The sequence below is a fragment of the Limosilactobacillus fermentum genome (assembly GCF_013394085.1).
GTDB classification, from domain to species: domain Bacteria; phylum Bacillota; class Bacilli; order Lactobacillales; family Lactobacillaceae; genus Limosilactobacillus; species Limosilactobacillus fermentum.
In genome coordinates this window covers 1,844,639-1,865,520 of the sequence record NZ_CP040910.1, presented here as the reverse complement: position 1 = coordinate 1,865,520, position 20,882 = coordinate 1,844,639, and the positions used below count along the sequence as shown (strand labels likewise).

Below are 20,882 nucleotides of genomic sequence, written 5' to 3'. Positions count from 1 at the left end.
GTACTGGCGCACCAACCCTCGCCCTAGCTTAGCTATACGGCCCGTCGAGGAGGTTGGTCGCACTCACAGATTTTTATCCATCGTAAAGGTCAGCTTGGATAACTCGAGCCCCTTCATCATCAGCTTAGCCATCAAGTCCTTGGTGCGCTTGGCCATTTCGGCTACCAGTTCTTGGTTCTTAGCGCTTAAAATGGCGGTGGCTTCCTGGTTAGTCATCCCGTCAACGAGCGGCGCCACTTCGTCAACGAAGCGGTGGAAGTATTCGCGGGCGTCCTTTAAATAGTCGAGGTCGTCTTGCAAGAACTCGGCGTGGTGGGCTTCCACCAGCATCGACAGGGCCCGGTACATCCAGTAAGCCGACTTGAAGTCGACGTTCATTTCCTTAGGCGTGTTGCGGTAGGAGGCGTCAACTTCGTCGGCGTTACCAAAGAACGGCACGTACGGGGTGAAAGTCGGGATCCCAAAGCTCATCCACATGATCGTAGAAGCGGCTTCGGGGAGGTCATTGCGGACCTGCAGGACGTGGGAGTTTTGGGTTCGGTTCAAAGAGATTGGCCGGAAGAGGCGCTTTTCTTGTTCGGTGCCCTCGTGGCCCAGTGGGTCGTAAACCGTGCCCTGGTAGTGGCTAGATAGGACTTGTTCGACCTCTTCTAGGGTGATCTTGTGGTCGGCCTTTAATACGAAGGGCAGGTCGAAGTCCAGCGGGTCGAGCTTAACGTCCGGGGATAAGACCAGGTGACCGTACCACTGGCGCGGGGTGTTGTAGTGTTGGTCAAAGACGGTGGCGGTCCCGAAGATGCGGCGGAAGTTCCAGCCGGACAGGTCCGGGTTCAAATGGTGGTCAGCTACGAATTCTTGGATCCCGTCTGACCACATGAAGTTGGCTGGGTCGTCAAAGTCCACCTCTTGGATTGCCACCCGGTTACCGGTTACGGCGTAGGCGTCATCGGGAATTCGCTGGGCAACCCAGTGGTGGCCGGTGACAATTTCCATGTACCAGACGTCGTTTTTGTCGGAGAAGATCACCCCGTTACCTTCCGCGGAGCCGTACTTAGCGACGAGGTCCCCCAGGTAGGCAACCCCTTCCTGGGCCGACTTAATGAAGGGCAGGACCATTGCCACAATCACGTCTTCGTTGAGGCCGGATTCGAGGTTGAGTGGGTCAAAGGCCAGCACCCGTTCGTTGGCGTAGACGCTTTCGGTTGCCGACATGCCGACGTTATATTCGTTAAAGCCGTTTTCGTCGTAGACCCCCTCGGTGGTCAAATTGACGTTGGGTACCCCCTGGTAGCGGGCGCCGTTGGCCGGCCGGTCGCCGACGAAGTGGTTGAGGTAGGACTTAACTTGGTTGGGGTGGTCCTTATAAGTCGGGTAGACCACGAAGCGTTGCGGGGTCAGCGGACCGTAAGTGTCGTCGTTTCTGGCCGCCATCGTCGAGCCATCAATGGTGGCCTGTTTGCCGACGAGAACGGTGGTGCAAGCGGAGAGTTTCTTTTCCATGATTGAAAATCCTTCCTTATATGGTGATGGTTACATTGTAGGCGTGCGGTAAGGTGGGGTCAAACGTGGGCCCTGCCGAGTAGCTTTAAGACGGTTAGGGTGATCAGGTTGATCAAAAGGGCCAGGCCTAGTGCCCAGTAGACCGGGATCATAAATGAAAGCAGGGCGCCCTTAATTTGAGTCGGGGTAAAGAAGAGGCTGGCGATGATTAAGACTAGTAGGTAAAAGGCCACCAGAATGAAGAGGCCGTGGCTACTGTTTTCCAGGTCGGCGGTCGACAGGTCAAAACCGCCGACGCTGATGTTGATTAAGAGGACCACCCAGATTAAAACCTTCCACCAGACCAGGTCGCCGGTGGCGGTGGTAGAGACCCCGGTTGCCAGGCTCTGCCACCAAGCAAAGATTGGTGGAACCAGCCAGCGGGTCAAAGCCACCAGGGCGACCGTACCGCCGATCAAGGGGGCGACGCCGATAAAGAAGTTACCACTGCGCTGGTATAAGGAAGTGGTTTGCCAGGCGTGCTGGACGTAGCCGAGGCTAGTGTCACCGTCGTTTGGACGGGGAATGCGTAACAAGGCAACGCCCTTAATTTGGTGGCGGAAGAGCAGGGCGACGATCAAGTGGCTTAGCTCGTGGATGATGATGCCGATCCCGCCCCCGATGACCTGGGCAAAGAAGCCAAAGTAGATGACCACCAATGACTTGTTACGGTGGGAAACCAGGGACAGGGCGCTCCCAAACAAAAGGGGGATCAACAGCAGGTAGAGGCTGGCGTCTAAAAAGATCTGTAAGAACTTGGTCATCGGCTACTTGGTTTGCAGGTCGGCGAAGGTGGCGTTCACCAACTTGGCGAGGTCCTCGGCGTTTAACTGCACCGAGCGGCCCAGTTGCCCGGAGGAAACGAAGATCGTTGGCGTCTCCTTGGCTTCGTTATCAATGAAAATTGGGTAATGGTGCTTTTCGTAAATCCCAACCGGGGTGTTGGCGCCGTGGACATAACCGGTCGTCTTCAAGAGGTCCTTTAGGGGGACCATGTCGACCTTTTTGTTGCCCGACACCCGGGCGAGCGCCTTTTCGTCTAAGTGGCGGTCGACGGGGACCACCCCCACTAAGGGGCCGGTGACGTTACCGGTCAAGACCAGGGTCTTATAGATCAGGTGCTCATCAACGTCGCCGTGGTCAACCACCATCGTTTGGACATCGCCATCTTGTTTAGTCGGGAAGTGGGCCTGCTGGTAGGCGATCCCGTTTTTATCGAGGATTTGTTCCACCTGGGTCTTTTTTAACTTGCTTTTTTTCTTGCTCATAAATTGGACTCCTTTTCGCTGGCCGCTTCCGAATTTGGAACGGTCCAATAATTTAAATGCAGGTAACCAAATTTTCAAAGGTATGGTATCCTAAATACGATAAGCATAGCATACACGAACAGGTAAGGACGGGGAAGATTGATATGGCAGACCTAGTATACCGCGCCGTCATGCGCGACTTAAAACAGAAGATCCTGGCCCACCAGTACCCCAAGATGAAACTCCCCGATGAACGGACGCTGAGCGCCGATTACGAGGTGAGCCGGAGTACGATTAAGCGGGCCCTAGACGTCCTGGTCCAACAGGGGATCATCTTCAAAAAGCGGGGGTCGGGGACCTTCATCAACCCGCTTTACTTAAAGAACCAGGCGATGTTTTCTTACGAGGGGAGCAACCTGGGGATCACCGATAGTTTTAAGTTTGACGGCCGCAAGCAGGCGATCAAGCTTTTGAATTACCAGGTGATTCCGGCCGACGAAGAAATCCAACAGGACCTCTTCTTGAGTGAGGACGACTTCGTTTACCGGATTGAACGCTTGCGTTTGATTGACGACCAACCCTTCATGATCGAAACGGGCTACATCCCGATTAAGATCAACCCGACCCTGTCGTCGTCGGTGGTCGAAGGGTCGATTTTTAACTACTTAGAAGAAGTGATGAACAAGACCGTCACCCGTTCTTACATGACCTTGACCGTCGGCCCCGTCCACGGAAAACGACCAAAAGCTCTTAAACTTGACCCCCACCGAACCAGTGGGGATCATGGAAGGGGTGTTCTTTTTAGACGATGGGACGCCCTTTGAAGTTTCCAACATGCGCGTCCACTATAAGTACATGCGCTACAACACCTTTGTTTCAATTAATAAGGAGTAATAACTGATGACAATTAAGGCAATTGCCGTCGACATGGACGGAACCTTTTTGAATTCCCAAAGCGACTACGATCACGATTACTTCGCCAAAGTGTACGACCTGATGGTGGCCAAGGGGGTTCAGTTCGTGGTGGCGTCGGGTAACCCCCATTACCAACTAGAAGATCGGTTTCCAACTGTCAAGGACCAGCTAGCCTTCGTGGCCGAAAACGGGGTTGAGTTAATGGATCACGGCGAGTTGGTGTACTGCGGTGAAGTGGCCATGGAGACGGTGGAAAGGGTGAACGCCTTACACCAAGCAATCGTCGGGAGCCACTTCATCATTTCGGCTTACGATACGGCCTACACCTTCAAGGATGAGGACCCGGCCTTCGTGGAGCACGCCATTAAGCACTACCCCCACATGAAGCGGATCGACAGCCTGAGTGAGGTAGACGACAAGGTCACCAAGATGATGATGGATGTGCCTAAGGAGCGGACCCACGAACTGCAGGCTAAAATCAACGCGGACTTTGCCGGGGTGCTCGAGGCCGTTTCGTCTGGCTACGGCAACCTCGATATCATCGTGGCTGGGATGGATAAAGCAACCGGTTTAAAGAAATTAGTCAAGCGCCACGGGTGGGACCCGGCCGACCTGGTCGCCTTTGGTGACGGTCAAAACGACCTGTCGATGCTCAATTACGTCGGTCAAAGTTACGGGATGGCCAACGGGGACCCGCGGGTACTAGCAGTAACCAAATTTACCGCCCCGACTAATGATGAAAATGGGGTTTTTAAAACGATGGAAAAGCTCTTAACTGACTAGGAGTTCCGGGTCTCAATTGACAAGATTGGTTTAAAGCGCCCGGGAAAAGTTAAAATTGGGTGAAATTGATACGGTCCAATTTTTAAAAAGGTTGACTTTGACGCCAAATCGGTTATCATAGAAAGCGTAAATTGATCTGCGATTTACAATGCGTTATACAAGTCAAACGTAGTTATCTTTTATTGAATTGAAGGAGTGTATATTGATGGCAGTAGATTACAATTCCAAGGAATACTTGGAAACTGTTGATGCTTACTGGCGCGCCGCCAACTACCTTAGTGTTGGTACGCTGTTCTTGATGCACAACCCACTGTTACGCCAAGAACTCAAGGCTTCTGACGTTAAGCCGAAGCCAATTGGTCACTGGGGGACGATTGTTCCGCAAAACTTCATTTACGCCCACTTAAACCGGGTTATCAAGAAGTACGACCTGAAGATGTTCTACATTGAAGGTTCTGGTCACGGTGGCCAAGTGATGGTTAACAACTCTTACTTGGACGGTTCTTACACCGAAATTTACCCGGAAATCACCCAAGACGAAGCCGGGATGGCTAAGTTGTTCAAGCACTTCTCCTTCCCAGGTGGAACTGCTTCTCACGCCGCACCGGAAACGCCAGGTTCCCTTCACGAAGGTGGGGAATTAGGTTACTCCCTTTCCCACGGTGTTGGGGCAATCCTTGACAACCCAGACCAAATTGCTGCGGTTGAAATTGGTGACGGGGAAGCCGAAACTGGCCCATTGGCTGCTTCATGGTTCTCTGACAAGTTCATCAACCCAATCACTGACGGTGCGGTTCTGCCAATCCTTCAAATCAACGGGTTCAAGATCTCTAACCCAACCATCCTTTCCCGGATGTCCGACGAAGAACTGACTAAGTACTTCGAAGGGATGGGCTGGAAGCCTTACTTCGTATCTGCATACGCAGGTGGCGAATTTGATGGCCTCAAGGAACACATGGAAGTTCACGAAGAAATGGCTAAGGTTATGGATGCCGCTGTTGAAGACATCCTGGCTATCCAAAAGCACGCTCGTGAAAACAATGACGACTCCATGCCACAATGGCCAATGATCGTCTTCCGTGTACCGAAGGGTTGGACTGGTCCGGTTAAGGACTTGAACGGCGACCCGATCGAAAACTCCTTCCGTGCACACCAAATTCCGATTCCGGTGACCCTAGACGACATGGAACACAAGGACATGCTCGTTGACTGGATGAAGTCTTACAAGCCAGAAGAACTGTTCGACGAAAACGGTGCTCCGGTTGAAAAGGTTGTTGCTAACACTCCAGAAGGCGACCGCCGGATGGCTGTTAACCCGATCACTAACGGTGGGGTTAACCCGAAGGAACTCGTGATGCCTAACTACCGTGACTTCGCCGTTGACGTGAAGAACCACGGTACTGAAATGCACCAAGACATGCTCGAATGGGGTAAGTACATCGCTAAGATGATCGAACTTAACCCAACTACTTTCCGTGGCTTCGGGCCGGACGAATCTAAGTCTAACCGTCTTTACGCTGCCCTTGACAGCGGGAAGCGGACTTGGATGGAAGACATCCACGAACCAAACGACGAAGATCTGAGCCACACTGGTCGGATCATCGACTCCCAACTTTCCGAACACCAAGCTGAAGGTTGGCTCGAAGGTTACACCCTGACTGGTCGTCACGGGTTCTTCGCAACTTACGAATCATTTGGTCGTGTTGTTGACTCCATGCTGACTCAACACATGAAGTGGTTACGTAAGGCCAAGGAACAATACTGGCGTCACGACTACCCAGCATTGACTTTCGTGGATACTTCCACGGTCTTCCAACAAGACCACAACGGTTACACTCACCAAGATCCAGGTCTGTTGACGCACCTTTACGAAAAGGAACGTCCAGACATGATCAAGGAATACCTGCCAGCCGACACGAACTCCCTGCTCGCTGTCTCTGACGTGGCTTTCCGTGACCGTGAATGCATCAACGTGCTGGTTACTTCCAAGCACCCACGTCTCCAATGGTTCTCCATCGATGAAGCAACTGAACTCGTTGCTAACGGCCTCGGCTACATCGACTGGGCATCCACTGACCAAGGCGCAGAACCAGATGTTGTCTTTGCTTCCGCTGGTACTGAACCAACTGAAGAAGCTCTGGCCGCTATCGACCTGCTTCACGACAACTTCCCAGAACTGAAGATCCGTTACATCAACGTGATCAACATCATGAAGTTGATGACGATTGCTAAGAACCCAGAAGGCCTTAGCGACGAAGAATTCGACCGTTACTTCACTGCTGACAAGCCAGTGATCTTTGCATGGCACGGCTTCCGTGACATGATCCAAAGTCTCTTCTTCCCACGTCACAACCGCAACCTTCATGTACACTGCTACGAAGAAAATGGTGACATTACCACTCCATTCGACATGCGTGTCCTGAACAAACTTGACCGGTTCCACTTGGCCAAGGACGCTATCTTGAGCGTACCTGGTTACGAACAAAAGGCCGTTGCCTTCGCACAAAAGATGGACGACATGGTTGCTCGTCACAACCACTTCATCCGGACTGAAGGTAAGGACTTACCAGAAGTTGAAGCTTGGACTTGGAAGGGCCTCAAGTAACAACGATTGACTTAACAGCATTGTAAAAAATGTGAAAAAGACCATCCCGCCTCGGGGTGGTCTTTTTTTGTTTTCAAAATGAAATACTACGCAAAACAAAATAATAATTTTGATTATTTAATGTGGAGGGGTTGAAACTTTTATTATTAATTTTATCTTATAAGTAAGATAAATAAAATTATCAAAAGGTGTTTTAGTAGGTTAAAGTCACTATTTTGTGTGTTAGGTCAATTAAGGATTGGGGATCTGGACTAACGCAGGGAAAAGGGGGAGAACACCATGAAAATTAATGTTAAAGAGGACCTCAAGGAACTGGTTAACTTCGAAAGCAACAAGGACGACATTAAGATGGTCAACGCTGCCGGTGACGTAAAAGAGGATAAGTACGACGGACCAACCTACTTAGCGATCTTTACTTGGATTTATGCTTTGTGTACGTCCCGTTATAAAACACCCCGCCTCTTTGGTGAAATCTTCAAATACACGCTTTACGTTTGGGTAGTAGGACTTGTCTTGATGTTCTTATTGGGTAGTTTTGGGAACGGTCTTGCTACTCTACTGGACATTTATTTTTGTGTTTGGTGCGTCATTTCTTGGCACCGCCTGTACGTCAAGGTACTGACCGAAGAGGGCTACAAGCCGGTAGCTACGTCCACCGTCTCCGCCACATCTAACACTAACTCGCATCCAACGGCGCCCCACGCACACGCTTAATGTACTTAACAGTGTAAAAAATGTGAAAAAGACCATTCCGCCTCGGGATGGTCTTTTTCACTATTACACAGATAACGTACCTCGCTTAGTCATACAGCCTGTCGAGAAGGTTAGGTCATACTTCTTGGATAACGTGCTCCCCAACCGCAGGCCTAGTGGCTAAGTCTGGCCATAGAACACCGCTGGCGCGCTAACCTGTGCCCTATCCTTAGCCCACGGCCTGCCAATGGTTGGTCCGCACTTCCAAAGATAACGTGCTCCCCAACCGCAGGCCTAGTGGCTAAGTCTGGCCATAGAACACCGCTGGCGCGCTAACCTGTGCCCTATCCTTAGCCCACGGCCTGCCAATGGTTGGTCCGCACTTCCAAAGATAACGTGCTCCCCAACCGCAGACCTAGTGGCTAAGCCTGGCCACAGAACATCGCTGACGCGCTAACCTGTAGCCTATCCTTAGCCCACGGCCTGCCCAATGGTTGGGTCGTACTCAATCATAAATGCATAATTATTCGTTTAAATCTAGTCAAATAGGACTATAATAGGGGTGTATGTTTATTTTTTAAAATCGATTGGAGGATATTTTGATGGATAACAATGGTTCCAGCAAGAAGATTACGACCTTCGGGCTGGTTACGATGATCATCACCGCCATCTTTGGCTTTGGGAATGTGTCCAACGCCTACTTGCAGATGGGGTACGGCAGTATCATCTGGTACGCTTTGGCCGGGATCTTGTTCTTCTTCCCGTGCGGCTTAATGATGGCCGAGTACGGGTCCGCCTTTAAGGAAGCTAAGGGGGGGATTTACTCCTGGCTGGCCGGTTCGATTGGGGAACGGTGGGCCTTTGTCGGGACCTTCGTTTGGCTGGCGTCCTGGATCGTGTGGATGGTTTCGACGTCCTCGCGGATCTGGATTACCTTCTCGGCCCTGATCTTTGGAAAGGACACCACCCAGTCTTGGCGGGTGATGGGCCTCTCGTCGACGGAAACGATCGGGATCTTGGGGATCATTTTAATCCTGGCGATCACCTTCTTATCGTCGCGGGGGATGAACGCGATCGCCCGGATCGGGTCGCTCGGTGGGATCTTCACAATTGCCGTTAACATTATCTTCATCGTGGTGTCCTTCACCGTCTTGTTTGCCAACCACTTCCAGTTGGCCGAACCGATTCATGGCCTCAAGACCTTTATCACTTCGCCCAACCCGCAGTTCCAAACCCCGATCGCCATTGTTTCCTTCGTGGTTTACGCCATCTTCGCTTACGGGGGGATGGAATCGCTGGGGTCGGTAACCGACAGCATGGATAACCCGCAAAAGACCTTTCCGCGTGGGTTGATCATTGCTTCGGTCTTTACGATCGGCGCCTACGTTTTGATGATCTTCATGGTCGGCTGGTCGGTTAACTACCACGATAACCTGGGGACCAACGCCACCAACCTGGGGAACGTTACCTACGCCATTTTCAATGATATTGGGGTTGAAACGGGGACCGCCCTCGGCTGGTCGCACGCCGCGGCCTTAGGCTTTGGGGTAACGATGACCCGGATCGTGGCGATCGCTCAGACGGTCGGCTTCTTAGGTGCCCTGTTTATCCTAATGTACTCGCCAATTAAGGCCTTTATCCTGGGGTCCGACCCGAAGCTTTGGCCAGCTAAGTTGACCAAGCTAAATAAGGCTGGGATGCCCGCTAACGCCATGTGGCTACAGGCGATCGTCGTGTGCGTAATCGTCTTCTTAGTGGCCTTCGGGGGTAATGCCGCTCAGGGCTTTTACACGATTTTAACCGACATGGCCAACGTTTCCACTTGCTTCCCGTACCTCTTCTTGGTCGGGGCGTTCCCGTTTTTCAAAAAGAAGAACCTGGACTACCCGTTCGTGGTCTTTAAGAACCGACTGTGGACCAATATTTTAGTCGTGGTGGTGGAAATTATCCTGATCGTCGGGATTCTCTTTACCTTCGTTCAACCGCTGCTGGAACACGACTACCAGACCGCCTTTTGGACGATCGCTGGACCGTTCTTCTTTGCTATCGTGGCACTGGTCTTTTACCAAATTTCAGCCCGTCGCCACAACGTTGACCCGAATGAATAAGAGCGTGGCAGCCAACCCCGCCATGTTTGCTAACTAAATCAATTGCCGTGCCAGACCGATCAGATGTTGATTGGTCTGGTTTTTTGGTTAGGTTTGAATGGACTCCAACGGAAAATACCTGGGTGTTATACTGGCGTGAAAAATGAGGACAGGACAAATCTGCAAATTTACGCAAGATTACGCGGTCTTAACCACGGGCCTAGTGGTTAAGTACGGGCAAGGAACGGTGTTGGCGCACCAACCATTTGATCTAGCCTAGCCCACGGCGTTGGTACGCACTTTCGTTTTGCGCAAATCTAAATATTTGTCGTGTCACCAAATCTGGGGGGGATGCAAATTTTAGCGGTGGAGGAATTTTTGTCCCATCAAAAAAGCTGAGAGAAAATCGAGCTTTCTCCCAGCTTGTTACAGTATTGATGAAGGTTAGACGGATAACGTGCTCCCCAACCACAGGCCTAGTGGCTAAGTACGGGCAGAGAACGATGCTTAACCGCATCAACCCCTGCCCTAGCTTAGCCCAACGGCCTGTTGAGGAGGTTGGTTCGCACTTCCATCAAAAGCTATCGCGAATAATCAGGGTCGTTGGAATGATGTGGGTGGTTGGAACGCCACCTTCTTTAGTTTCTAACTTCTTTTTCAAGAGTTTCGCGGCGTCAGTCCCAATTCGCCGGGAGTCCTGACGGATGCAAGAGATCCCGGGACGCATGACGGTCATCCAGTCAAACTCTTCGTAGGTGGCGACCCCGTAATCGGTCGGGTAGGTGTAGTTGTTGTGTTGCATGGTTTGCAGTAGTTGGACAAAGACGCTAGCGTTCATCGTAAAGAAACCCACTTTCTTATTCCCGCGCTGCTCCATGATCCGTTTGATTTGGGTTTGGAAAGTTACTAGCGATTCTGATTGACCAGGGTAAGGGACCGGAATTAGATGGGTACCGTCAGGGTAACGTATGGCACGTAAAAAGCCCTGGTACCGTTTGATACGGGTACTGACCTTTTCTAGTGGCCAAGAGACAAAGTAGAGTTCGTCGTAGCCTGCAATTATCATCCGCTTGGTCATTTCTTCAACTGCCTCCGTATTATTGGTGGCGACGGAATCAAAGGTTAGAGTCTCCATCTGGCGGTCGAACATCACGATGTCGTTATTGGAGAGAGTCTGGTAAATTGGATTGTCGGGATTAACTGGATCAATGATGATACCAGCCACGTTTTGAGCTTGGAGCCGTAGGATATTGCTAGTTTCGGTATCCTGATCATTATCAGCATTGGTGAAGATCATCCGGTAACCCGCTTGATTAAAAACCGCCGAGATTCCAGAAAGGACGGTGGCGGAGAAGGGATTGGTGATGTCAGCAATTGAAACCCCAATTGTTTTATTGTCGTTTTTTGCGAGATCGCGGGCGACGCTATTGGGGTGGTAGTTATGTTCAGTGATAATTTTAGCCACGTGGGCACGAGTTTTGGCAGACATCTTGCCGTAATTGTGGTTTAGAAAGTTGGAGACGGTGGCCGTTGAAACCCCCGCTAGTTTGGCAATGTCGTTAATTGTTAGTTTTTCCACGATGCTGCCCCCTCGAGTGCATAAAATTTAGAGAGTTGAATTAAATATGTTAAATTAGTTAGCGTCTTATCCGGTAAAATAACGGCTTTTAGTTGGGAAACGCTTTCTTCTAGAGTTAGAATAACATTAGCACTAATGATTTATCGAGGGATTTATATATTTATTTTCAATGTACACTAGCAGATGGGGTGGAAAATATGTTTCAAGATGTCAATGCCTTTTTTACGGCGTTTGGGGCTAGCGTTGTCGTCCCGGTGATGATTTTTATCATCGCCCTTTTCTTAAAGGTTCAACCCAAAATGGCAATGATGAGCGCCCTTTACGCCGGGGTGGGGCTGACGGGTTTTGGTTGGATCATTTCAGAATTCACACCGGTGGTCACTAAGATTATTAAGCAGATGGTGAGTACTACCGGAATTAAACTCCCGGTGGTCGACATTGGCTGGCAAGCCGGGTCTCTAGCTAGCTTTGGGTCAACTGTAGGCCTGGCTTTCTTTGTGTTCGGGCTTCTGTTTGAATTGCTGATCTTTGCCTTGGGAATCACTAAAGTCTTTATGGCCTCTAACTTATGGAACAACTTTGGTTTCATGATTTGGGGGACGATGGCCTACTATGTTACCCACAACTTTTGGTTGTCGATGGGGTTGTCCTTTTTTATGCTCCTGTATTCCTTAGTGTTGGCGGAAGTTCAGGCAGATCGATGGTCAGATTACTATGGGGTCAAAAACGCTACGGTGGCGGCCCCGCATAACATTGAGCAGACCATCCCGGCAATTCTTTTGGATCCACTGTGGAACCTACTCGGCTTCAACAAGGTTAAGGTGACTCCGGAATACTTTAAGAATAAGTTAGGCGTGTTTGGGGAACCGACGACCTTAGGGGCGTTGTTAGGGTTAATTATCGGTATCCTAGGGAATCTCCATAGTTTAGGAACTATCAAAGCTTGGGGACAAATCCTCCAGTTTGCCGTGCAGCTAGCTGCCGTAATGACAATTTTCCCGCTGGTGACCGGAGTCTTTGCCAAAGCCTTCGCGCCATTGGCTGAAGAGATTGACAAGAATCGCAAAAAGGAAGTGGCTGAGCAAGGAAAAGAAATCGATGCTATTCACGATAAAAAACGGTGGTTCCTTGGTGTTGATGATGGGGTTGGTTACGGGGAGCCAGCTACAATCATTGCCGGGGTGATTCTAATACCGATTATTGTGGTAATCGCCTTCATCTTACCGGGGAATCGGACTCTACCGGTAGTTGATTTAATATCGTTGCCCTTCATGGTTGAATCGATCGTCGCCGTTACTCGTGGCAATATTTTAAAGGTGATTGCCAACGGAATTGTTTGGTTCTCATTGGGGCTGTACGCCTCCAGTTGGTTAGGAACTATCTACACCGGTACGGTTTCTCACAATGGGGTGGCGATTCCAGCCGGGGTAGTCTTGATTACTAGCTTCAATCTAATTGCCCGGCCGGTAAACGCCCTTATATTTGCGGCCTTTATTTCCCAGAATCCGGTTTGGATTGGGCTTTGTATCGTTATCTACTTGGTAGCGTTGTATGGGCTTCGCCGGTATCGACCACAAATTTGGTCTTATTTGAACCGGATGGCGGAAAAGAATGCAAAATAAGATTATGACACAAAAAGACCAGTGGTTCGCAGATTTGAACCACTGGTCTTTTGTTTCAGTTAAGCAAGTTGAGTCGGGTCGACGGTGATGCCCAGTTGCTCTTGTAGCTGAGGTAATTCGGCTGCGGATGGGTACGAGGTTTGGCTTCCGGACATCGTTACGGTAACGGCGGCGTAGGCGTTGGCGTGCCTTAAAGTAGTTGGGATGTCTTCACCATTCGTGTAGTAGTGGGCAAAGGCCCCCACGAATGAGTCGCCAGCCCCGATGGAGTCGACGGCATTGACTTTGTAAGAGGGGATGAGCTCTTCATGATCCGCACAAACCCAGAGTGCTCCTCGACTTCCGATTGTGACGATTACGTTTTTAACCCCTTGGTCAACAAGGGAATGGGCAGCGTCTTTAATTTGGTCGATAGATTCTACCGGCAGGTGGGTGAGACGACCGAGTTCCGTTTCGTTTGGAGAGTAAAACTCGCACTTGGTGATGTGTTCTAAGTCAACGTTATCATTCGCGGGAGCTGGGTTTAGCATCACCGGAACATGGAATTGTTCAGCTAGGTCAATGGCTCGGTAGTCCGTTGCCAGCGAAATCTCTTGTTGCAAGATAACCATTTTGGAGCTTTTGATGAGATCGGTGTATTGATCAAGAACGTCTGGCGTTAACTCACTGTTAGCCCCTTGAACCACGATGATACTGTTCATATTGCCTTGGATGAAGCATGGCGCCACTCCATTACTTTGGTTACCGACGCTAACGCCCGTAATGTCAATGCCGCTCTGTTGGAAGTGTTCCAAGTAGGCTTGACCAAGACTGTCGGAGCCCACCTTTGAAATCATGGCCACTGAGGAGCCTAGTTGAGCGGCGGCGTAAGCTTGGTTAGCCCCCTTTCCCCCAAAGGCCATGTGAAAACTTGGGGCGCTAACAGTTTCCCCTAACTTAGGCATGCGGTCAATATCGGTCGTTAATTCCATCATGTTGGAGCCAATTACAGTAATATCGTGGGTCATGTTCTTCACTCCTTTTTAAAACAAGCGAGGTGGTTAGTTTTCTAAACCAGTAACAACGTGGAAGTGACGTTCTTCTTGCGGCTTGAGTGTGATAAGAGTGCCGGCGTTTTTAGCGGCTAATTGGCCTTCCGGGGTGCAAGTTCCTGGTAGGGCAAAAGCGTTGACTTGTTGATCACCGTTATAAAGAATCCAACGGGTAACGATTGGTAGCTCGGCGGTCTTGTAAGTGGTTAAGAAGTTATGACCATTTCCAAGGTCAACCCGGAATTCTGCGGTGTCAGTGTATTTAGTTAAGTCGGAGGAGAAGAAGACGATTTCTGGATCGTAGTGACTTGGGTCATCGAGCTTGTCAATTAACTTGCCACTCTCCTCTAATTCCTTAGTGAAGGCCGTCCATTCTGGAGTTGGGTGAACGTGGGCCGGGACGGAGGTCCGTAGCTGGAAGGCTTCATCAGGAATGTTGGACGTCATTGTTGCGTTATCAACGTAGGCGTAGCAAAGGTGACACATGTATTGCAAGGTCATTGGGGCACAGTTAGACAGGTTCTTGACGTGCTGCTCAATATCAAAGAGGCCACTGTCCTTGCGCATCGTAACTGATGGGGTGGCTAGGTAGTGGTCACCAAAACCCTTGATGTACTCGTAATCGCTAGTAACAGTGATGGTATCATCATCAACAACTAGTGCTGCGTGATCCATGCGTGCCGTTGCAAACTCCCCGTGTTGAACGTGGTTATCCTCGGGGCTGGGGTTCCCGTTTGCCAGTAAGCCGGAGGTAAATTCAAAGGCGCCGTAAGTGTCAGAGATCTGCTTACCGAAAAGTGGCTGACTGAAACCATCTTTTTCCTTCAAGGTGATGCCATCAAAAACAGCGTCCCAAACCATCAAACCATAGAACGGTAAGAGAGTGAGGTAACCCCGGCTGTTGGACACCTTCAGAGCTTCAACACCAGAGGGGTACTTGAAGGTTGATACCCTAAAGTTGTCGTCTTCGTAAAGGTCAAACGTAGCGGCGGAAAACATTTCATGGCTCAGGTTAAATTTCTTCATGTTACGACTCCTCCTATGCTTTACCGATGATGGCAAGACTGTGACTGACTCCTAAACGGGTAGCACCCGCATCAATCATTGCTTGGGCGTCCTCAGGGGTGTGGATACCGCCAGAGGCTTTAACGGCCGTGGAAGTCCCCTTGACCGCTTGGGCCATAATCTCGACAGCGTGGACGGTGGCGCCTTGGGTGGAGAAACCAGTCGAGGTTTTAACAAAGTCAGCCCCCGTCTTAGCAACGATCTTAGCGGCCGCTTCAATTTCGTCATCAGTTAGGAGACAAGTTTCGATGATGACCTTAATAACACGCTTATTTTGGTGGCAGACATCAACGACTGCTTGGATATCCTGCTCCACTTTATCCAAGTGACCAGATTTCATTTCGCCGATGTTCATGACCATGTCCAACTCATCAGCACCATTCTCAATGGCATCTGTAGCTTCAGCAACCTTGATTTTGGTGGTGTTGGCCCCGAGGGGAAATCCAATTACACAAGCCGTTTTGACAGAAGAACCCTTCAGAAGTAGGTGGACTTTTTCAACCCAGTAGGGGTTAATCATTACCGTGTGAAAGTTATTGTCCATCGCCTCTTTGGCGATGCGTTCAATTTGCTCTTCAGTTGCCTCTGGGGCGAGAAGGGTGTGGTCAATGTAGTTATTAAATTCCATTATTTCTAGCTCCCTTTTTATTTGAATACGCTTTCATTATATTTATTGTTTTTTCAATTGTAAATAATTAAAATGGAAATATGAAAACGACAAGGAGGGTTGAATGGTGATGCGAAGTGAAAAATTAACGGAAACACAACTCAAGCTGGCACTACGGATTGCTAGCTCTTACTATCTAGATAAAGTTAGTCAAACTGATATTGCAAAAAATTTAGAAATCTCCCGACCAACGGTTTCTAGGTACTTACAGTATGCCGTTGATACGGGAATGGTTGATATTCGAATCCAGGACCCTTTTGAAAACGTTGGTAGTTTAGAGCAGGATTTACGAACCAAGTACGGTTTGAAAAGGGCGATTGTTGTTGACCAAGTGGGTGAATCATATCCCCAGATTCTTGAACAACTGGGGCAAGCAACGGCAAACTACCTCCAAGAAATTGTCCAAGATGGTGACACAATTGGGTTAAGTTGGGGGAGGACAATGGCTGCCGTGGCAGATTACTTGCAACCAAGTAATAAAAAAGATGTTCAAACGGTATATCTGAAGGGGACGGTCGCAAATTCATCGCGAAATAACTACGCCAGCTACATTGCCGAAAAATTCAACCAAGCTTTTAGCACCCAAACCTTAATTCTTCCGGTTCCTGTCATCTTTGATAACCAAGAGACCCGGGATGCTGTTTTAAGGGACCGGTTTATTCACCAAATCATGGAAACAGCGGCTACTGCTGAGATTGCCCTCTTTACGGTTGGAACAACGATGGATGATGCAATGCTGTTTCAATTGGGGTATTTAACTGCGGAGCAGATTGCCTATTTAAAGCAACATGCGGTTGGTGATGCAATTTCCCAATTTATTGATCGTAAAGGCCAAGTGGCTGATCCGCAATTATCGAAGCAAACAATGGCGCTGCCCATTGAGCAGTTAAAATTGAAACGCCATTCAATCCTCGTGGCGGGCGGGAGTACGAAGCTAGCAGCACTTCACGCCGCCTTAGTTGGTGGGTACGCAAGCGAGTTAATTACCGATTTAGAAGATGCAAAACAACTCATAGAGATGTAAAAAATTAAAAAGAATTTTAGTGCTTTTGCTAAAATTCTTTTTTTATTTGGCAGATTGCAAGAAATAACTTGAACGAATTTAGTGACGTAGATTAAGCAAGAAGATCTCGATTGGTGTATGCCAATTAAGACATTTAAGTGGCCGTGAATTCAGATACCAATTGATTTGAACCAGTTGGTAATCACTTAGTTCTTCAATGGCTTGTCCCTTGGGAATAAACCGTCGCAAAACTCGGTTACGGTTTTCATTACTACCGCGTTCATGTGGTGAATAAGCATGGGCAAAATAAACCTGAGTACCTGTTAGCTGTTCAATTGTCTGGTAGTTAGCGAACTCTTTACCATGATCCACGGTAAGCGTCTTGAGCTTGCCTTGAAGTTGACTAGCTAGTTCAAGTACGGCTTGAGTCATGGACCGACTATCGCGACCATGGAGCCGTTTAACAATTGTCAGGCGACTTTTACGCTCCACAAAAGTAGCCACAGCTTGACCTTTACGTTTACCAGAAAGTACGGTATCAGCTTCAAAGTGGCCGAATTCCTGGCGAGTTTCGACTTTATGAGGACGCTCCTCAATGGAGCGGCCGTGATTGAACGTACCACGCTTTTCTTTAGCACGATGACGACGAATTCCATGATCAGGTAAATCGGGCAACTGTATATCAAGCCAGCCTTGATCAATCCAGTTATAGACCGTCTTGTAGGCAACCCCCACCACATGGGCAACTTGTTCAGGGGACCACTTCTGGACTTGAATCTTTTCCTCGATTAAGTGTTTAAGGTTTTTAGTGAGCGAAGACTTCCGCCCCCGTTGACTAACCTTGCGTTCAAAGTCAGTTTGCGCTAGCTCAGCCCGGTACTCACTATTTAGCCGGTGAAGTTCGTTAAAGATGGTGGCCTTACTAAAGCCTAAGTAGTTAGCGATGTATCGCAAGGAACGTCCTTCATTATGGAGCGTTTCAATGACAACACGGTTCTGGAATGATAAAATAGTGGTGCTCATCAGGGTCCTTCTTTCTAATGGAATGTTGTGGTAACACCATTAAAGACCTTGATGGGTTTTTCTGTCCACTTAAATGTTCAACTTAAATTTTACAATCTGCCATTTTGATTGTTGTAATGATAGGTATTTGCGAATAAATTATTTAGCAAACGCTTGCATAACGAGTGATAATCAGGATTTTGAAGACGCTATTTTTTGTTGCAACCGCTTTCTTGTGATGATAAACTAAACGGGTCGATTGGTACGTAAAAGGTTTTAACAAAACGTTTTACGTGGATGCGTTGTAACAGGAGGAAATTATATGTCAAACAAAGTTGCTGTTCTTGGAAGCATCAATGTTGATACGACTTATCACGTTCACCGTTTCCCAGAACCTGGTGAAACGCTAGCTGCAACGGATAAGAGTTCAGCGCCTGGTGGTAAGGGAGCGAACCAAGCAGTCGCTGCAGTCCGTTCTGGGTCAGAGACGTACTTCATTGGAATGGTTGGCGCAGACTCCGAAGGGAAGTTCATGCGTGATGCCTTACAAGAAGATCACATTGACACGACGAACGTGGGGAATGACCCGCGCCACGGTACGGGGACTGCGCTAGTTACTTTAGATGAAAATGGCCAAAATGACATCATGGTTTATGGTGGGGCTAACCAAGCGATGACTAAGGACGTTCTTAGTAAGAGCGAGGAAGTGATGAAGAAGGTCGACTTTTTGATCACCCAATTTGAAACACCACAGACTGTTGCCTTAGAAGCATTTAAGATGGCGAAGGCAAATGGTGTTATTACAGTTTTGAATCCAGCACCGGCAACGGAAATCCTGCCGGAGTTGCTGGAATACACGGACATCATTGCTCCTAACGAAACGGAAAGTGCTTTGCTGACTGGGATTGAGATCACGGATGATGCATCACTGGATCAAACTGCTGAGTACTTCCGTGCCAAAGGGGTTGGCGTAACCCTAGTAACCCTAGGTTCAAAGGGGGCCTACTACTCAACTAAGGATGGTTCCGGAACGGTACCAGCCTTCAAGGTAAAGGCAATTGATACTACCGCAGCAGGGGATACTTTTATTGGGGCGTTAATTTCACAATTGTTACCGGACTTCTCGAACTTGGCAGACGCCATTACCTACGCTCAGCGCGCATCGAGTTTGACGGTTCAAGGGATGGGGGCAATGCCATCAATCCCAACGTTTGACCAAGTTCAAGAAGCATTGAAGTAGAGTCGTTTTGGAGGTTATTAGTCATGAAGAAGAGTGGAATTTTAAATTCAGAAGTAGCATCTGTCGTTGCTGGCATGGGACACATGGACTGGTTATCAATTGGTGATGCCGGGATGCCAGTTCCGATGGGGACGAAGAAGATTGACCTGTGCGTAGACAAGGAATTGCCTACGTTCATGCAAATCTTGGAAAACGTTCTGAAGGAAATGAAGGTTCAAAAGATCTACTTAGCAGATGAAATCAAGGACCAAAACCCAGAACAATTAGAAAACATCAAGCAGGCACTGCCAGATGTTGAAATTGAGTTTATGCCACACACGGATTTGAAGAAGAACTTAGCTAAGACGCATGCATTTATTCGGACGGGTGAGATGACGCCGTACTCAAACATCATTCTTGAGTCCGGGGTAACCTTCTAAGGAGGAGTAAGGACATGGATAACTTAAAGAAGCAGTCGTGGGTTCAATATGACGACGGCTACCTCAGCAAGACGCCGGTTTGGCAATACATTTTAGTTTCGTTGATCTTCCCAATGTGGGGGATGGCAGCGTCACTTAACGATATTTTGATCACGCAGTTCAAGACGGTCTTTACGTTGAGCGATACGGCAACTGCCTTCGTTCAATCGGCCTTTTACGGTGGGTACTTCTTGATCGCCCTTCCTGCGTCATACATTATTCGGAAGAACACGTACAAGACAGCTATTATGACCGGTTTGACATTCTTCATTATTGGTTGTGCGCTGTTCTTCCCGGCTTCTCACATGGCAACCTACGGGATGTTCTTAGCGGCCATCTTCGTTATCGCCATTGGTTTGAGTTTTTTGGAAACTTCTTGTGACACTTACTCAACGATGATGGGGCCGCGTGAGTTTGCCAACCGGCGGATTAACATCTCCCAAACTTTGATTCCGTTCGGGGATGCCATGGGGATCATCTTAGGGAAGTACCTGATCTTTAGCGGTCACAGTAACTTGCAAAATGAGTCTGCTGGTTTGAACGCTGCACAAAAGATGGCACTAAACAAGGAAGTCCTTGCCCTGACGCTTCGTCCGTACAAGTACATCTTGTTTGTTCTGTTGATCCTGTTAGTATTGGTAGCAATTACGAAGATGCCATACGGGAAGGCGAAGGCGGACGCTAAGACTGCTAACCAACCAAGTATGGGTGAATCCTTAAACTACCTGTTCCACAACTGGCGCTTCATGAAGGCGGTTGGGGCCCAATTCCTTTACGTTGGGATCCAGACCTGTGTATGGTCCTTCACCATTCGTTTGGCACTGCGGATTGTTCCGGGGATTTCTGACCATGCCGCAACTAACTACATGATCATTAGCTACATGGTATGGTTTGTTGGGAAGCTCTTTGCCAACTGGTTCATGAACCGTTACTCCATTACCAAGACGATGATTTGGTACTGTGTATTAGGGACGATTGTTCTTCTGCTGACTTGCTCAATTCACTCACCATTGGCAATCTGGGGTGCCGTTGCGACTAGTTTCTTCTTCGGCCCAGTTTACCCAACGGTTTACGCTCACGGGTTGGACCAGATCGAAGAAAAGCAACACACCGAAACTGGTGGTGCCCTGATGGTTATGTCCCTCGTTGGTGGGGCAGCCCTTCCGGTTATCATGGGTCGTGTTTCTGACCTGACTGGTTCCATGCAATTCTCCTTCATCGTTCCGGCAATTGGTTTTGCCCTGATCCTGTGGTTCTTCCTTTCTGAACACAAGATCGCTAAGAAGGAAGCTCAAAAGGCTTAATTATAAATTTACAAAAAACAGGGTGATTCTCTTGCAGAATCA

17 protein-coding genes and 1 pseudogene are annotated in these 20,882 nt (G+C 48.9%); 10 read left to right on the top strand and 8 right to left on the bottom strand.

Annotation, left to right across the window (positions count from 1 at the left end):
- Positions 1-63: 63 nt before the first annotated feature.
- Genes FG166_RS09355 through ybaK form a run of 3 tightly spaced genes read right to left on the bottom strand, consistent with a single transcriptional unit; the run spans position 64 to position 2,807 of the window.
- Positions 64-1,500, bottom strand: coding sequence for a C69 family dipeptidase (locus tag FG166_RS09355; RefSeq protein WP_003681112.1), 1,437 nt, complete (start codon positions 1,498-1,500; stop codon positions 64-66).
- A 59-nt stretch (positions 1,501-1,559) separates the two neighbouring features.
- Complete coding sequence (locus tag FG166_RS09350; protein WP_003681114.1) at positions 1,560-2,303, bottom strand: hypothetical protein; 744 nt, start codon at positions 2,301-2,303, stop codon at positions 1,560-1,562.
- 3 nt (positions 2,304-2,306) lie between these two features.
- On the bottom strand, positions 2,307-2,807 hold the full coding sequence (gene ybaK, locus FG166_RS09345; RefSeq protein WP_003681115.1) for a Cys-tRNA(Pro) deacylase: 501 nt from the start codon (positions 2,805-2,807) through the stop codon (positions 2,307-2,309).
- A gap of 143 nt (positions 2,808-2,950) precedes the next feature.
- Here ybaK and FG166_RS09340 point away from each other — a divergent pair.
- From FG166_RS09340 to yjeM, 5 genes and pseudogenes are all read left to right on the top strand, one after another.
- Positions 2,951-3,680: pseudogene (locus tag FG166_RS09340) on the top strand (GntR family transcriptional regulator).
- A 6-nt stretch (positions 3,681-3,686) separates the two neighbouring features.
- Positions 3,687-4,484 (top strand): Cof-type HAD-IIB family hydrolase, encoded by a 798-nt coding sequence (locus tag FG166_RS09335; protein ID WP_003681117.1) that lies wholly within the window; start codon positions 3,687-3,689, stop codon positions 4,482-4,484.
- A 205-nt stretch (positions 4,485-4,689) separates the two neighbouring features.
- Positions 4,690-7,089 carry a phosphoketolase family protein gene (locus FG166_RS09330; protein ID WP_003681119.1) on the top strand — a complete coding sequence of 800 codons (2,400 nt, stop codon included), beginning with the start codon at positions 4,690-4,692 and terminating at the stop codon, positions 7,087-7,089.
- 279 nt (positions 7,090-7,368) lie between these two features.
- Positions 7,369-7,803 carry a cupredoxin domain-containing protein gene (locus FG166_RS09325; protein WP_003681120.1) on the top strand — a complete coding sequence of 145 codons (435 nt, stop codon included), beginning with the start codon at positions 7,369-7,371 and terminating at the stop codon, positions 7,801-7,803.
- 581 nt (positions 7,804-8,384) lie between these two features.
- The gene (gene yjeM, locus FG166_RS09320; RefSeq protein WP_003681121.1) at positions 8,385-9,890 is read left to right on the top strand and encodes a glutamate/gamma-aminobutyrate family transporter YjeM; all 1,506 of its coding nucleotides are present in this window, start codon (positions 8,385-8,387) and stop codon (positions 9,888-9,890) included.
- A gap of 553 nt (positions 9,891-10,443) precedes the next feature.
- Here the strand turns inward: yjeM and FG166_RS09315 are convergent.
- A complete protein-coding gene (locus tag FG166_RS09315) occupies positions 10,444-11,448 on the bottom strand; it encodes a LacI family DNA-binding transcriptional regulator (RefSeq protein ID WP_003681122.1) in 1,005 nt (334 codons plus the stop codon).
- Positions 11,449-11,645: 197 nt separating this feature from the next.
- On the opposite strand from FG166_RS09315, the gene FG166_RS09310 reads away from it, so the two are divergent.
- The gene (locus FG166_RS09310; RefSeq protein WP_003681123.1) at positions 11,646-13,070 is read left to right on the top strand and encodes a PTS transporter subunit IIC; all 1,425 of its coding nucleotides are present in this window, start codon (positions 11,646-11,648) and stop codon (positions 13,068-13,070) included.
- Positions 13,071-13,129: 59 nt separating this feature from the next.
- On the opposite strand, the gene rbsK (FG166_RS09305) is transcribed toward FG166_RS09310, so the two are convergent.
- The 3 genes from rbsK (FG166_RS09305) to deoC are packed head-to-tail and all read right to left on the bottom strand — an operon-like array spanning position 13,130 to position 15,794.
- The gene (gene rbsK / locus FG166_RS09305; protein WP_003681124.1) at positions 13,130-14,077 is read right to left on the bottom strand and encodes a ribokinase; all 948 of its coding nucleotides are present in this window, start codon (positions 14,075-14,077) and stop codon (positions 13,130-13,132) included.
- A 33-nt stretch (positions 14,078-14,110) separates the two neighbouring features.
- Positions 14,111-15,127, bottom strand: a complete 1,017-nt coding sequence (locus FG166_RS09300; RefSeq protein ID WP_003681125.1) for an aldose 1-epimerase family protein — start codon at positions 15,125-15,127, stop codon at positions 14,111-14,113.
- Positions 15,128-15,140: 13 nt separating this feature from the next.
- Entirely contained in the window at positions 15,141-15,794 is a 654-nt protein-coding gene (deoC, locus tag FG166_RS09295) for a deoxyribose-phosphate aldolase (RefSeq protein ID WP_003681126.1), read from the bottom strand.
- A 103-nt stretch (positions 15,795-15,897) separates the two neighbouring features.
- Here deoC and FG166_RS09290 point away from each other — a divergent pair, with 103 nt between their 5' ends.
- Entirely contained in the window at positions 15,898-16,857 is a 960-nt protein-coding gene (locus tag FG166_RS09290; RefSeq protein WP_003681127.1) for a sugar-binding transcriptional regulator, read from the top strand.
- Positions 16,858-16,935: 78 nt separating this feature from the next.
- Here FG166_RS09290 and FG166_RS09285 read toward each other — a convergent pair whose 3' ends face one another.
- Positions 16,936-17,859, bottom strand: coding sequence for an IS30 family transposase (locus FG166_RS09285; protein ID WP_137876778.1), 924 nt, complete (start codon positions 17,857-17,859; stop codon positions 16,936-16,938).
- A 301-nt stretch (positions 17,860-18,160) separates the two neighbouring features.
- Between FG166_RS09285 and rbsK (FG166_RS09280) the strand changes: the two genes are divergently transcribed.
- The 3 genes from rbsK (FG166_RS09280) to fucP are packed head-to-tail and all read left to right on the top strand — an operon-like array spanning position 18,161 to position 20,840.
- Positions 18,161-19,078: a ribokinase gene (gene rbsK / locus FG166_RS09280; RefSeq protein WP_003681133.1), complete on the top strand. Its 918-nt coding sequence runs from the start codon at positions 18,161-18,163 to the stop codon at positions 19,076-19,078.
- A gap of 23 nt (positions 19,079-19,101) precedes the next feature.
- Positions 19,102-19,497 carry a D-ribose pyranase gene (gene rbsD, locus FG166_RS09275; protein ID WP_003681135.1) on the top strand — a complete coding sequence of 132 codons (396 nt, stop codon included), beginning with the start codon at positions 19,102-19,104 and terminating at the stop codon, positions 19,495-19,497.
- A 14-nt stretch (positions 19,498-19,511) separates the two neighbouring features.
- Positions 19,512-20,840 carry an L-fucose:H+ symporter permease gene (fucP, locus tag FG166_RS09270; RefSeq protein ID WP_003681137.1) on the top strand — a complete coding sequence of 443 codons (1,329 nt, stop codon included), beginning with the start codon at positions 19,512-19,514 and terminating at the stop codon, positions 20,838-20,840.
- Positions 20,841-20,882: the final 42 nt, after the last annotated feature.